Consider the following 14030-nt stretch of genomic DNA (forward strand, 5'->3'; position numbering starts at 1 on the left):
GCACAAACACACACACCCCCCCCCCCCCCCCCCCCCCCCCCCCCCCCCCCCCCCCCCCCCCCCCCCCGGCACTCGTATGTGGCGGGACCGGGAGCAGCGGAAGGTCCGTGCCGGATCACGGGGGATGAAAACCGGCACGGACCGCTTGTGGGGCTGATCGGGCAGTGGCTACCGCGGCCCTGGGGGCCGCGGTGGCGTCACCGCCGCGTCAGCGAATCTTGCTCGTCCGTTCCGTACTGCTGCGGGTACCCGGCGTGCTGTTGCGGGTACCCCGCCCCGTGCTGCGGGTCTCCTGCCCGGTGCTTCGGCTGCGGCGCGTTCTCCGGCTGCTGCTTGCCCAGCCGGACGTTGCGCAACAGCGTGGCGGCCAGCAGCGCCATCAGGACCAGGATTCCGGAGGCGGTGTACATCGCCGCCTGCAACCCGTGGGTGAACGCTTCCCGCGAGGCCGTCGCCAGTGCCTGACCCACCGCGTCGGGCAGTCGCCCGGCGACGTCCAGGGCCCCGCCGAGAGTGTCCCGCGCCGTGTCGAGTGCCGCCGGGTCCAGGTTCTTCGGTGCGGTGTCTGCAAGGTCGGCCCGGTACATGGCCGTACCGACGCTGCCCAGGATGGCGATGCCGAGCGCGCCGCCGAACTCGGTGGCGATCTGCGACAGACCCGAGACGGTACCCGCCTTCTCCGGCGGTGCGGTCGCGATGATCATGTCCGACGAGGTGGTGAGTACGAGCGTGATGCCACCTGCCATCGTCGCCGTACCGGCGACCAGCGCCGCGACTCCGGTACTGCCGTCCAGCTGGCCGAGGATGACGAAGCCGACAGCGCCGATCAGCAGACCGAGGCCGACCACGAACGCCGGACGGACCTTGCGGACGATCAGCGGAGCCAGTCCGGCCGCGGTCATCGCCGCGCCGGCGGCGGGCAGGGCGTACAGACCGGCGATCAGCGGCCGGACACCCGCCACCATCTGGAGGTACTGCGTGGTGAAGAGGCTGGAGCCGACCATCGAGAAGACGCCCAGGGTGTTGGCGGAGATCGACGCGGAGAAGCCCCGGTTCTTGAACAGCTGGATGTCGAGCATCGGCTGTGTCAGGGAACGCTGCCTGCGGATGAAGGCGTAACCGAGGGCGAAGCCGACCAGTATGGCCGCGACGGGCAGCCAGCTCAGCCCCTCCTGGGCGATGTGCTGCACACCGTAGATGGTCGGCAGCATCGTACCCAGGGACATCAGCGCACTGGTCACGTCGAACCGGCCCGGGTTCGGGTCGCGGGACTCCGGGAGCAGCAGCGGGGCCAGGATGATCAGCAGCACCATGATGGGCAGGTTCACGAGGAACACCGCGCCCCACCAGAAGTGCTCGAGAATCGCGCCGCCCATCAGCGGGCCGAGCATCGCGCCACCGGCGAACGCGCCGGTCCAGACGGCGATGGCCACCCGGCGCTGATCCGGGTTGTGGAACATGTTGCGGATCAGGGAGAGCGTCGACGGCATGAGCGTCGCGCCACCGACACCGAGCAGAGCGCGGGTCGCGATCAGCATGTCCGCGCTGGTCGAGTACGCCGCCAGAACCGACGCGGTGCCGAACGCCGCTGCGCCGAAGAGAAGCAGCTTCCGCCGGCCGATCCGGTCCCCGAGCGTGCCCATCGTCAGCAGCAGCCCCGCCAGCATCAGCGGATAGATGTCGAAGATCCACAGTAACTGGGAGCTGCTGGGCTCCAGGGAGTTGCTGATGAAGGGCAGCGCGTAGGACAGCACGTGCATGTCAAGAGAGATGAGCAGGACGGGAAGTACCAGAACGGCAAGGCCGATCCAGGCCTTCCGGTCGGCAGATTGCGTGTCTGCGGTCATGAGCTGAACCATACGTACGTCTGAGTCGCTTGTCTAGTACGAGCGATTACGAAGAGCGTCTAGGACGGATGTATATGACGGACGTGTGTTCTTGGCTATGATGGCGATGTGGGAAATCGAGAAGACTTGCTGGTAGGTGCCAAGAAATGCCTCTACGAGAAGGGGTACGCCCGCACGACGACACGGGACATCGTCGCCGCGTCGGGTGCCAACCTCGCCTCGATCGGCTACCACTTCGGCTCGAAGGAGGCCTTGCTGAGCGAAGCCGTGATGGAGGCGTTCGAGGAGTGGGGTGAGGAGCTCAGGGACCTCCTCGCCGACACGGCGGACGCGGAACCCGACCTCGATGCGGTGTGGGAGCGGGTGTCCGGATTCTTCGTCACCCATCGGCCGCTGCTGCTCGCCAGCATCGAGGCATTTGCTCAGGCCAATCGGGTGCCCGGGCTGCGTGAGCAGCTCGCCGAAGCCTATGAACGGGCTCGGGTGGCGCTCGTGGAGCCGCTCAGGCACGCCCTGGCCGGCGAGGGTGGCGAGGTCGACGAGAAGACGGAACGGGCCGTTGGGTCCTTCCATCTGGCCGTCATCTCCGGCCTCGGTCTGCAATGGCTGCTTGACCCGGACAACGCCCCATCCGGAGCTGAACTCGCCAAGGCGCTACGGGTGTTCGTCAGAGCCGTCGACGTTGACTAGGTCGCTGTCGCTGCCAACGCCCCCTGTGGAGGTGGAATTCCCCACCTCCACAGGGGGCGTTGGGGGCATTGGCGGCTTCTCGTGGCGCCGGTGGGACCATGGCCTTACATTGAGCGACGGCCCGTGTGCCGGGAGTGGTGAATTCCGGTACGGGGGCGTCCGAGGCTTGCATCGGCTACCCCTGAGGAGCAGCAGCACATGGAGGAAGAGAAGAAAGAGGTATGGGCGCGGGTGAGGCCCGTGTCCGACGTGATCGCCGCCGTCGCGGCCGACGGCGAGCTGGAGTTAGTGAACGGCGCGACCGGCGAACGGTTCACCTGCGACCCTCAGGGGGCAGCGATGTGGGTCGCCCTCCAGCAGCACGAATGGCGGCTGGATGCCACGGCGACGGAGCTGAGCAGGGCCTGGATGATGGATTCGCTGCGGGTACGGGTCGCCCTCGGTCGCTGGGTGGAAGAGCTCCAGATCGCAGGGCTGGTCGAGGAAGCCTGACCCGCCGCACCACGCCCTGCGGGGCACGGGGAAGACGCTGAACCATCGCGCGCACCCGCAGAACCACCTCGCCCCCGGTAACCGGCACCCGGACCGACACCGGCACACGGACCGTTACCCGAACCCCCGCCCGCACCCGCACCTGCGCCGCGCATCCGACGGCAGCCGGAAGGCGACCGAGCGGCCCATCGCCGCTCCGCCGACTGCGCATCGACCCCGCCTTCCAGGCCCGGTACGACGGGCGGGACCGCTGGCTCAAGCGGGTCAGCGTCACCCGGGACCTCCGTCGGCAGCCCGCGACAGCCGGTTCAACGAGCCCCCCCCGCGACCGAGTCCGAACCGCTGGTCGAGCACCTCCTCGCGGAGATCACCCCGTACCTCGACACGCCCTTCTGCCTCTTCGGGCACAGCATGGGCGGACTCCTCGCCCACGAACTGGGGCGACGTCTGGAAGAGCGGAGCCACCCACCCGAACTCGTCCGCCTCGCTGCCGTACGGCCCGGCGCAGCTTGTGCTGAGCCGGTACATGGTCATGGTGGAGGGCGTCGTAGTACGCGGCCCTCCATCTTCCACGGGTCTGCGGGCCGGGGTCGGTCACGGTGATCTGCCCGGAAGAGGCGCGCCGCGATCTCTCGGAGCAGGGACGTTTGCTTGTCCGTCACGGTGTACTTCACGGCTCCGAACTCCATTTGTCGAGCTGCATGGCGACGGCCACGACAGGACCTGGCAACCGCCGTCGGATCGGACATCCACCGTCCGTCCCGCGTACGGGTCGGCTCGTACGGTCCCGGTCTTCCGGGCCGGTCGCTGGTGTAGATGGCTGCTGTGCAGCAGGTCGTACTGAGGTGCCGTGACGCTCGTTTGACGCTCAAGGCCTTCAGCGGACTGCCTGATCGGTTGGAGAACCGTTGTCTGACCGGCGTGTTCTTAGTCATCCGCTCCGGGCGACGTCTTTCCGATGACGCACCACGTGGAGTGCGTGGCGATCCTGGAGCCCATCGCGAAGGGCGCCTGACCCGCCCCGCTTCCAGGCCCGCCGCGGGTTCCCCGAACCGGGAGTCCGCGGCGGGCTTTTGCCTTCCCGGTGCGTCAGCCGCTGGGGCGGGTCAGGCCAGGGTGAGGGGGAGGGTGGTCAGGCCGCGGGTGAGGCGGGTCCGGCGCCAGGTCAGGGATTCTGCGGGGACGGCCAGGCGGGTGTTCGGGAAGCGGGACACCAGGGTGCGGAGGGCGGTTTCCGCCTCGGCCCGGGCCAGGGGGGCGCCCGGGCAGCGGTGGATGCCGTGGCCGAAGGAGAGGTGGGCGCCGGCGTCGCGGTCGAGGTCCAGGTGATCCGGGTCGGGGAACGCCGCCGGGTCGCGGTTCGCGGCCCCGGGGGCGATGAGCACCGGGAAGCCCGACGGGATGTCGACGCCGCCGATGCGCAGGTCCTCCGTGCTGTGACGGAAGGTGGCCACGCTCACCGGGGAGTCGAAGCGGAGCAGTTCGTCGAGGGCGCCGGGGATCCGGTCCGGGTCCCGGCGCAGGCGGTCGAACGCCTCCGGGTGCCGGAGCAGGGCCAGGACGGCGTTGCCGATGAAGTGGGTGGTGGTCTCGTGCCCGGCGACCAGGAGGAGGGCGGCCAGCGAGACGGTCTCGTCCCGGTCGAGGCCGCCCTCGTCGCAGTCGCGCAGGAGGGAGTGGAGCGGGCCGTCGCCGGGGGTGGCGCGGGCCGTGTCGACGAGGCGGGTGAGGTAGTCGCCGATGTGGTGTGATGCGGCGTCGACGCGGGCGGTGTCGGTCCCGTCGAAGAGGTCGTGGGATCGGGCGGCGAGGGTGGTGCGGTCGGGTTCAGGTACGCCCAGCAGTTCGCAGACGACGGTGACCGGCAGGGGGACCGCCAGGTCCGTCACCAGGTCGATGTCCGTGCCGGGTCGCCACTGGGCCGTGAGGTCGTCCACGACGCGGGTGATGAACGGGCGCAGTTCCCGGACGCGGCCGGTCGTAAACAGCCGGGTCGCCACCCGCCGGTGGCGGGTGTGCGCGGGCGGGTCGCTCGCCAGCATGTTGCGGGAGATCGCCGGGTGCAGGTCGCGGTTCGAGGGCCGGTCGGCGAAGAAGCGGGCCGTGTCCTTGGACAGGCGGGGTTCGGTGAACGCCTCGCGGGCCTCGGGGTGACCGGTGATCAGGTACGCGTGGTGTCCGCCGGAGCCGGTGGGGATGCGTCGGACCGGGCAGCCTTCGCGCAGCCGGTCGTACGTGGGGTAGGGGTCGGCGAAGAAGCGCGGGTCGCGCAGGGGGTCCTGCCGCGGGGCGGTCACGAGGCCACGCCCGCGTTCTCGGGTGCCGGGTGCCGCGCGTAGGCGTCCGCCACGAGCAGCAGCCACGCGGTCTCCGCCGGGAGGAGTCGAAGTGCCTCGACGCGCGCCTCACATGTGGCGCGAAGCTGCTCAAGGTTCATGTTCTCACTCTGGTGACGCCGGGCGGGGGTGGTCGGCCGGGGCGGATCTCTCCCTGGAAGCCCGGTACGCGCGCGCCCCAATGCTGACATGTTCACGACGCCGATTCGAGGGCGGGGTGTCGTCGCGGTCGGGCCGTGCGGCCGGGGATGCCGGCCTTGTGCCGGGAAACGCCTGATGCCCCCCTGTCGATGAGCGGCCACAGGGGGTGTCGTGTCGCGGCGGGGACCGGGTGATCGCCGTCCGGCGCGCGGTTCAGTCGTCCAGGTCGAGGCCCTGCGCGGGGTCGTCGGTGGTGAGCCCTTCGAGCTTCCGGGCCTGTTCGATCACCGTGGACAGCATCTTCAGGCTGTCGACGCTCAGGCCGTTGGCGCGCAGGGCCACCTTGCGCACGTCCTGATCGCGCATGGCGGCGAGGAGGTCGATCTCGGCCCTGGTGCGTTCGGCCGCGTCTAGGCGAGGCGGCAGGGAGTTCCCGCCCGCAGGCCGTCCCGGGGACGGTCCATCGCGTCCCGACCCCTTCCGGGACATGCGAGGGAGGGGCCCGTGCCGCCCGGCACGGGCCCCTGACATGAAGCGGGGGGTCGCTCAGCCCCCCGAGGGCGAGACGATCGCGTACGCGGGCCAGCCGCCGACGAGCCGGCGGGTGACGCGCTCCACCCTGTCGTTGTGGTTGCCCTCGATCGTGGTGACGGTCCCGTCACCGTTGTCCTTCTCGATCACGCCGACGTGGACGCTCGTGGAGGTGCTCGAAGGGCCGGTGCCGAAGAGGATCACATCGCCCGGCTTGGGCGCGGCGTTCCGCAGGTCCGTACGGAGCGTTCCGTGGTCGCGCCCGTAGTAGTAGAAGTCCCCGCTGAACGCCGTGTGGTAGTTGATCCCGGCCTGCTGCCAGGCCCAGCTGGCGAAGTGCGCGCACCAGGCCTCACAACGTCCGTACGGGTTGCAGTTGTTGCCCCACTCCTCCTGGCCGAGCTGCGAACGCGCGGCCTGGATGATCTTGTCGCGGACGCTGCCCGACAGCGGGGGTACGGGCACGGTCGGGCTGCCACCGCTGGGCCCGCCGCCGGGGCCGGTGCTGCCGATCTCGCGGGCGATGCCCATGGCCGCCATGGTCCGCGGGCCGGCTATGCCGTCCACCTCCAGGCCGTGCCCGGCCTGGTAGGTCTTCACGGCGCCCAGGGTGTTGGGGCCGTAGTCGCCGTCGGCGGACGTGCCGGCCGCGCTCTGCACCCGCTGCACCTTCGCCGTCAGGGCGCCCTTGGTCTGGGGGCCGGCGATGCCGTCCACCTCCAGGTCGTTGTCGCTCTGGAAGGACAGCACGGCGTTCTTGGTGCGGGGGCCGTAGGCGCCGTCCACGCCGCTCAGCGGCAGATAGCCCAGACCGGCCAGGTTGCGCTGGAGGAGCTTGGTCTCGGAGTCGGTGCCGGTGCCCGGTCCGCTGGAGACGATCCGGTCGATGTTCATCTCGCCCATGGTCTGGGGGCCGGCGATGCCGTCCACCTCCAGGCCGTGGCGGGACTGGTACGACTTCACGGCGTTGAGCGTGTTCGTGCCGTAGTCGCCGTCGGCCTGCGTGCCGGCCGCGGACTGCACCTGCTTCACCTTGGCGAGCAGGGCTGCCGTGGTCTTCGGCCCGGCATCGCCGTCCACGTCGAGACCGTTGTCCCGCTGGAAGTGCCGTACGGAGTCCTGCGTCTGCGGCCCGTACGCGCCGTCGACACCGCTGCGCGGGAGGTAGCTGAGGCCCGACAGGCCCCGCTGGAGCAGGCCGGTGTCAACGGCGTGCGCGGCCGGCACCGGTCCGGTCAGCAGCGCCGTCAGAGCGGCGGCGAGGGTCAGGAACATGGCCATCAGCCTTCGGGCTGACACCGCCGCCCGGTCCGGGGGCCGGGTGGTGAGGGATGGGGAAGCGAGCGAAGACATGAGCGAAGTGGGCCTTTCGGCTGTGTGGTGACGGTTGGTCACCAGCAGCTTCGAGGCCCGCGCCGCGTCCCCTCCAGTACCCCAGCGTCTCTGGGACGATCCCGGGACGTCCCTGGGGCGAGACCACTTCCACCCCTCGCCGCGCCGGCCGTCAGGGCTGCTGGACGGCCCCTTCGGGCGCGCACTGCATCTGCTTCTCCGCCGGTATCGCCCCGCACACGCTCATCGCTTCGAGGGGAGCCTCGGCGGAGACCGCGAGCATCTTGGTGTACGAGTCGTGCTCGAAGCGGATCAGAGCTTCCAGCTCCGTCCCCCTGGCATCCCTGATGATCACCTTGTCGCCGACGGCCCCGCCCTCGATGCGTCCCCATACCGATTGGCAGGCCGCGCTGTAGCGGAGCTGGATGTGCATGCCGCGCAGGAAGGTGCTCTTGGCCGTGGTCGCGTCCCAATGGCATTCCATGGCCTGGGGATCGTGGCGCAGGCAGGTGTCGGACTTGCACTTGACCTGGATGTCACCGGCTCCCGGAACGAGCGTCGCGGTCTCGTCGCCGCCGCCGCTCTTCCTGGTGTCGGACGGTTCACCCGCCGCACCCGGAGAGCGGCTTCCCGCCGTGGTGGAGGAGAAGGCGAGACCGGTCGCGACCGAGCCCAGCAGGGCTCCCGCGGTGATGTAGCCGATCACCCCGAATCTTCGTCTCCATTCGGCCCGGGGTCTCTCGCGCGGCGGCCGGACCGCCGCCCGTGGGGCGTCCTGAGCGGCGGCCGCCGTCGGCGCCTCGTGTGCGGCCTCCGGCGCGCTCTGTGCCGCTGCGCTCTGCGCCGGCGCGGTCTGCACCGGTGCGGCCGTGGCCGGGGCGCCGCTCGCCGGTGCGGAGACGGCCCGCGCCAGCAGGTCGAGCAGCGGCTCCGGGTCCGTGCCTGCCACGGCCGCGAGCTGCTCGACGGCCACGGTGGTCGGCAGCTGCTTCCCGTTGAGGAATCGCTCCCACGACGAGCGGCTGTAGTGCGTCCGGTCGGCCAGTCGGCCGAAGCTGAGTTGCGAGGCCTCCTTGATCCTGCGCATCTCCGTGCTCAACTGGGCACGGGCCGACTCCGTACCGTTTATTGCCTTTGTCTGGTCAGACATCAAAGGGCCCCCCAACTCGCTTATGCGCCACACAGCTTCCCCGAGACGGCGTGGCGCGAGGGACAGGATATGCGGCGCCGCCGACAGTTCCGGACTCGGCGACGGGTACCCGGAACCCTTGGGGGCACCGCCATCGGACGTCCCCCCGGCGGGGAGGGCCGGAGCACGGGACATCCCAGGGAAGCCACCCCTTGTGGGCGGATCGCACGACGGTTTCCGGCCTCGGGCGTGTCCCTGGGACATGCCGCCGGCCTCCGGGACGGCGGGCCCGAAGCAATGATGATGCGGCGCCGGGTCGTTCGCACCCGCCGATCCCACCTCCCCCTCCCTCCCCCGGTTGTCCGGCCTGGTGCGATGGCCCGTTTCGGGGGCGGTGATCGCGAACCTTCCTAGGATGTGCATGTGAACGAGGAGGGGGACCACGTGACGGTCAGAGGTGCGGACGGGTCGGCGGAGCACGACTTCCAGCGGGCTCGAACCCAGTGGCTGGGCAGCCGGGTCGAAGAACTGGCGCAGGTGATGGAGGCAGCCGGATCCGACCTGTACAAGTTGCTTCCCACGGATCTCGGTGATGAGCGGCTGGTCGCTGCGGTGATCGTCGCGAGGCTGGCGGCGGACGAGGCGCGGGCCCAGCATGTGAGCGAGAGCGTCGGCTGGTTGGAGCGGCTGATTCCTGGAGGGCACCTCCACGACGTGGAGGGCGCCGTACGGCAACTCCGGTCCCGCATCGCGTGGGGCGGCGAGCCGGCTCTCTGGTCGTGGAACGCCATTGGGTGGGAGGAGGTGCTGCTGTGGTGGTGGCGTCGGCATCAGCCTCGTACGGGCGATCAGGCGCGGGACTTCGCCGGGTGGCGGGCGCGCTGGTCGGCGGACGTCCCGTGGAACGGCGCCGTCGACCGTCCCCAACAGGCGCCGCACGGGCACGGCCGGGAACTGGTCACACCCGCCGAGTTCTTCGTGGGGGAGCCGGAACCGCTGAGGCTCCTGGCGCAGGCCGTTCTGAACGCGCCGGCCACGGTTGCGGCGGTCCAGGACGCCGTCATGTTGCGGGAGGAGCACCTCCAGGGGGCAGAACATCTGGAATGGGTGGCTGAGCAGCAGGCGCGCATCGAACTGCTCGAAACCTGGAGGCGGGAACAGCAGGCAGAGGGATCCGAGGCCGCGCGCGCGTTCCTCGTCGAACTGTCCGAGGCCTGCAAGCGGTACATGTCGCTCGTGCTCCAGCCGGTGATCGATGCGCTCTCGGCGTGTGAGCGGGCCTTGCTGGCGGACAGCAGGCACGGTGCCCGACGGTCGGCCGCCGACTACCTGGGGGCCTTTCTCGACTCCCAGGAGCAGCCGGGCGAAGAGGGCTGGGACGACGGGCGGCTGAGCGCGGATGTTCTGCGGTTGGCAGGCGAAAACCGCCGACAAGGCAACCTGACATGGCATGACATGTCAGGCTCGGTTCCGGTCTGGTACCACATGGTCACTTCGAGGGAGGAGCGGGCGGCGGCCCTGGCCTACTCGGGCCAGCCGACCGCCTCCGTCCTCCGAGTCGTTGCCGGTGAGGTGGCACCGGCCACGGCCTTCGACCTCTTCGACGACACCTGGGCCGAGAGCGAGGAATGGTACCCCCGGCCCGGCATCGAGATCCGATACGACGAGGACAGCCCTGCGGGCCTGTGTGCGTTGCTGGCGCTCTGCCAACTCGGCCAGGCGAAGCTTGAGTTCCTGATCGAGCAGCCTGACGGGAGTGTTCAGTGGCTTCGGTCGTTGCGTGCCCACGTCCGCCCGGACGACGCCGTTGAATGGCGGCGCTGGGCGCTGAGCCGCCTGGCGGGACTGGTGCCCGAGCCGGAAGACCTTGCGGAGGCGCTCGCGCAGGAGCAGAGCGGCCTGCCCTCCGGGGACGAGGACGAATGGGATGACTGGGGTCTCGGGGACCCCCATCCGCGATCCGATGGCGCGCCGGCGCCCGAGGCGCCCGCTCCCGAACCTGCCTCCGCCCGGCGGAGCACGGCTCAGGGACTTCCCGAGGCGCTGCTCGACAAGGTCAGGGCGTTGCTGCGGAAGGCGGAGAGCCCGGCCGCCGGTGAGGAGGAGGCACGCGCCTACCTGGACAAGGCCACCGAGCTCATGGCCAAGTACGGCATCGAGCAGGCGATGCTCGACGACGGGGCCGAACATGCCGGCCCCGTGGACCGGGTCGTCGACCTGTGTCCTCCGTACGTCAAGGAGGTGCGGCGCCTGCTCAGCTGGATCAGCAACGAGATGCGCTGCCGGTCCGTGTACCCCGGAGGCAAGGACAACAAGCACCGCGTGCACCTGTTCGGCTTCGAGTCCGACATCCACGCATCGGAGGTGCTCTTCGCGAGCCTGCGGCTGCAGATGCTGGACGGAGCGGACCGGGCCGACCGCCTGCACCGCCCGGTCGGCGAGGACGCGCGGGCCTACAAGCGGTCCTGGATGCTCGGCTTCATCCGCGAGGTGACCGCGCGGATCGGCCTGGCCCAGCAAGCCGCGAGGACTGCCGCCGAGCGGGAAACCGAACCTGCCGTCGGGGAGGCAGGTGGCCGCAGCGTGGCGCTGGTCCTGGCCGACCGTACCTCGGAGGTCGACTCGCGGCTCGCCACGCACTACCCGAAGCTGAGGAAACCGAGTCCGACCAAGTTCAAGGGCACGGGCTACCGGCAGGGAATGGCGGACGGGCGGAACGCGGACATCGGCAGTCCGGCGTTCGGTGAGGGGGGCCGGCCGGCGTGACCCGGTCGCCGAGTCCGACCGCCGTCGGACTCGGCACCCGCCCTCGCCGGGGCGCGGTCCGTCCATGTCGCGGGCGCCACCGCCGTCCGGGCCCGACCCGGCTCCCCCCGGCCCACTCTTCGGTCTTCTTCGGCCGTTCCGCGGAAGGCCGCGGTCAGCTCACGCGGAGCCGACGGAAGCCGGGTCCGCGGTCATCGCGTCGCGCAGGCTCTTCGGTCGCAGGTCGGTCCAGTTCGCCTCGATGTGTTCCAGGCACTGCCGGCGGCTCTCCTCGCCGAACACGATGCGCCAGCCGGCGGGAATCCCGGCGAACACCGGCCACAGCGAGTGCTGTTCCTCGTCGTTCACCAGGACGTAGAACCGGCCGTCTGCGTCGTCGAACGGGTTGCTGCTCATGAATGCGCTCCAATTCAAGCCGTTCACGATGGAGTTGGCGGGGCCGCCGCGCCCGATCATGGCATCCTTCGGGCGCCCCGTGGAGGCCGTTGTACGGATGATGTCCCCGCCGACGGCCCCCAGAGCCGTCGGCGTACGGGCTTTCCCGCTGCGGCCCTAAGGGAGCGGGAGGGCGATCAGCTTCTTCTCCTCGCGGAGGTAGAGCCGCTTGCCGTCCGGATCCGGCGTCAGGGCGTAGGCGCTCGTCCCGTAGTGCCAGACCGGGGCCTGGGTACGGATGCGGACGGCTCGCAGGCCCGTAGCCTCCATGGTGTAGATGTGGCTCGGGGTGACCACAGGGGCGATGTCGCGATTCGGTTTCGCGCCCTCCGGCAGGATGTCCGTCCACTGCAACGTGCCGAAGACGGCGCTGATGGCGACGATGCCGCGCGAGCCCTCCACGGCGTAGACGATCCCGTCGCGGACGGTCGGCATGCCGTACCGGCGCCGGCCGCCCACCTCGCCCGCGTCACGGTCCGCGCCGAAGACCCAGACGGACTCGCCGTCGGTGAGCCGCAGCGCGTGCACCCCCTTGGCGCCGATGTACACGCGGTCGTCATCCGTGGCCGGCCGGCCCGGCGTGGCGCCGGGTGCTTCCACCGACACGTTCCAGCGCTCGGCGCCGCTGCCGGCGTCGTGCACGGACACCCGCAAGGCGCCGCTTGTCTCGGCGTGCTGCCACAGCAGTACGCCGCCGCGCACGGCCTTGACGCCGATGGGGGTCGGGCGTCCCAACTGCACCTGCTCCTCGGTGGGGGCCGCCGTCGGCTGCCGCCACAGTTCCTTGCCGGTCTTCAGGCTCGCGGCCACCACGGACCACTGGTCGCTCCCGGCCGCCTTGGCGTAGAGGAACACGGTGTCGCCGGCCACACCGAGGATCTGGTTGAGCGTGTTCGTGCCGTCGTACGCGGGAAGCCGGACGACCGGTGCCTGCTCCTTGCCGTTCTCCAGGGACAGGGGCAGGGGTACCACCGTGAGGGCCTTGTCCGCGGCGTCCGGCTTCCCGACCGCGTAGAGGACCTTGCCGTCGGTGGCGACGCGCCAGACCTGCGCGAACCCCTGGACGTCCCTCAGGTGCTTGCCGTCCTGCTGGAAGATCCCGCTGGTCGTGGGCCCGGTGGCCATGACGAGCAGGCTGTTCACCGGCAGCGGGGGGCTGCCCACCACGGGGCGCTCAAGGTCGGCCTTCCACAGCGCGTCCGGCGCCGGCTCCAGGGCCTGCTGCCCGGCGCCCGCGGCCCCGCCCCCGTCTTCGCCGCGGCTGCCGAGCCAGGCCCACACCCCGCCCCCCGCCGCGAGCGCGACGGCGCCGACCGCGGCCCCGGAGACCGCGAACAGCCTGCGGCGTGACATGTCGGCGCCGTCGGCGATGACGGTGTCCGCCTCCCCGTGGGGGGCCGGCAGCCGGTGCGGCGGCTCCTGCCACACGGCCGCGGCGCGCCGCGCGATGTCCGCGAGCACCGGCTGCGGCAGCCCGTCCGCGAACGGGCCGCCGCCGGGCGCCAGCAGCCCGGCCAGCTCGGCCGTCGTGGGCCGCTGCGCCGGGTCCTTGGACAGGCAGCGGGCGAGTACGGGAGCCAGCGCCGCCGGTACGCCGCTCAGGTCGGGCTCCGCGTACCGCACCCGGTACAGCAGGTCCGCTGCCTGGCCGCCGCCGAAGGGGCCGTGGCCGGACGCCGCGAAGACCAGGACGCCGGCCAGCGCGAACACATCACCGGCCGGGGAGTGTTCGAGACCGCCGGCCTGCTCGGGCGACATGAAGGCGGGCGTGCCGGCCGCGGCTCCGGTGCGGGTCAGCCGTTCGTCGCCGAGGGCGCGTGCGATACCGAAGTCGATGACCTTGGGTCCGGCGGCCGTGACCATGACGTTGGACGGCTTGAGGTCGCGGTGCACCACGTCCGAGCGGTGCAGCTGCCCCAGCGCCCGGGCGAGCTCCGCGCCCAGGGCGCGGACGCACGGCTCGGGCAGCGGGCCGGCCAGCCCGACCGCCTCGTCGAGCTGCGGCCCGATGACGTACTCGGTGGCCAGCCACGGCGTCGCCGCCAGGGCGTCCGCGGCGAAGACCCGGGCCCCGTAGCGGTCGCCGATGACCCGGGCCGCGTCCGCCTCCAGCCGGAACCGGGTCCGGAACGTGGTGTCGGCGGCGATCCGGGTGTGCACGGTCTTGAGCGCGACCGTCCGCCCGGCCGCCGAACGGGCCAGGTAGACCGTGCCCATGCCGCCGCTGCCGAGCCGGGCGAGCAGCCGGAAATCGCCGAGGTGCTGCGGATCGTCGTGCGTGAGCGGTGCGAGCGGGGCGCGGGTGGCGCGGGGTGCCGGGACGGACATCGG

Annotated in this window: 12 protein-coding genes; 4 read left to right on the plus strand and 8 right to left on the minus strand. The window is 71.1% G+C overall.

Annotation, left to right across the window (positions count from 1 at the left end; all coding sequences use genetic code 11):
* Positions 1–197: 197 nt before the first annotated feature.
* Positions 198–1847 carry an MFS transporter gene (locus tag ACZ4YL_RS12210; RefSeq protein WP_468115908.1) on the minus strand — a complete coding sequence of 550 codons (1650 nt, stop codon included), beginning with the start codon at positions 1845–1847 and terminating at the stop codon, positions 198–200.
* A 108-nt stretch (positions 1848–1955) separates the two neighbouring features.
* Between ACZ4YL_RS12210 and ACZ4YL_RS12215 the strand changes: the two genes are divergently transcribed.
* From ACZ4YL_RS12215 to ACZ4YL_RS12225, 3 genes are all read left to right on the plus strand, one after another.
* Entirely contained in the window at positions 1956–2537 is a 582-nt protein-coding gene (locus ACZ4YL_RS12215) for a TetR/AcrR family transcriptional regulator (protein WP_468115910.1), read from the plus strand.
* A 198-nt stretch (positions 2538–2735) separates the two neighbouring features.
* Entirely contained in the window at positions 2736–3029 is a 294-nt protein-coding gene (locus ACZ4YL_RS12220) for a PqqD family protein (RefSeq protein WP_468115912.1), read from the plus strand.
* A gap of 342 nt (positions 3030–3371) precedes the next feature.
* Positions 3372–3632: a thioesterase domain-containing protein gene (locus tag ACZ4YL_RS12225; protein ID WP_468116269.1), complete on the plus strand. Its 261-nt coding sequence runs from the start codon at positions 3372–3374 to the stop codon at positions 3630–3632.
* Between the two features lie 503 nt (positions 3633–4135).
* Here ACZ4YL_RS12225 and ACZ4YL_RS12230 read toward each other — a convergent pair.
* The 5 genes from ACZ4YL_RS12230 to ACZ4YL_RS12250 all read right to left on the minus strand — a co-directional run bounded on the left by ACZ4YL_RS12230 (position 4136) and on the right by ACZ4YL_RS12250 (position 8519).
* On the minus strand, positions 4136–5326 hold the full coding sequence (locus ACZ4YL_RS12230; protein WP_468115914.1) for a cytochrome P450 family protein: 1191 nt from the start codon (positions 5324–5326) through the stop codon (positions 4136–4138).
* Positions 5323–5466: a hypothetical protein gene (locus ACZ4YL_RS12235; protein ID WP_468115916.1), complete on the minus strand. Its 144-nt coding sequence runs from the start codon at positions 5464–5466 to the stop codon at positions 5323–5325. Before ACZ4YL_RS12235 ends, ACZ4YL_RS12230 begins: the two co-directional genes overlap by 4 nt.
* Before the next feature lie 253 nt (positions 5467–5719).
* Entirely contained in the window at positions 5720–5872 is a 153-nt protein-coding gene (locus tag ACZ4YL_RS12240; protein ID WP_468115918.1) for a hypothetical protein, read from the minus strand.
* Between the two features lie 180 nt (positions 5873–6052).
* Positions 6053–7312 carry a peptidoglycan-binding protein gene (locus ACZ4YL_RS12245; RefSeq protein WP_468115919.1) on the minus strand — a complete coding sequence of 420 codons (1260 nt, stop codon included), beginning with the start codon at positions 7310–7312 and terminating at the stop codon, positions 6053–6055.
* Between the two features lie 229 nt (positions 7313–7541).
* Entirely contained in the window at positions 7542–8519 is a 978-nt protein-coding gene (locus ACZ4YL_RS12250; RefSeq protein ID WP_468115921.1) for a helix-turn-helix domain-containing protein, read from the minus strand.
* A 402-nt stretch (positions 8520–8921) separates the two neighbouring features.
* On the opposite strand from ACZ4YL_RS12250, the gene ACZ4YL_RS12255 reads away from it, so the two are divergent.
* On the plus strand, positions 8922–11264 hold the full coding sequence (locus ACZ4YL_RS12255) for a DUF2786 domain-containing protein (protein WP_468115923.1): 2343 nt from the start codon (positions 8922–8924) through the stop codon (positions 11262–11264).
* A 159-nt stretch (positions 11265–11423) separates the two neighbouring features.
* On the opposite strand, the gene ACZ4YL_RS12260 is transcribed toward ACZ4YL_RS12255, so the two are convergent.
* Positions 11424–11660 carry an MbtH family protein gene (locus ACZ4YL_RS12260; protein ID WP_468115925.1) on the minus strand — a complete coding sequence of 79 codons (237 nt, stop codon included), beginning with the start codon at positions 11658–11660 and terminating at the stop codon, positions 11424–11426.
* A gap of 156 nt (positions 11661–11816) precedes the next feature.
* Complete coding sequence (locus ACZ4YL_RS12265; RefSeq protein ID WP_468115927.1) at positions 11817–14027, minus strand: protein kinase domain-containing protein; 2211 nt, start codon at positions 14025–14027, stop codon at positions 11817–11819.
* Positions 14028–14030: the final 3 nt, after the last annotated feature.

The organism is Streptomyces sp. NPDC030021 (genome assembly GCF_055574035.1).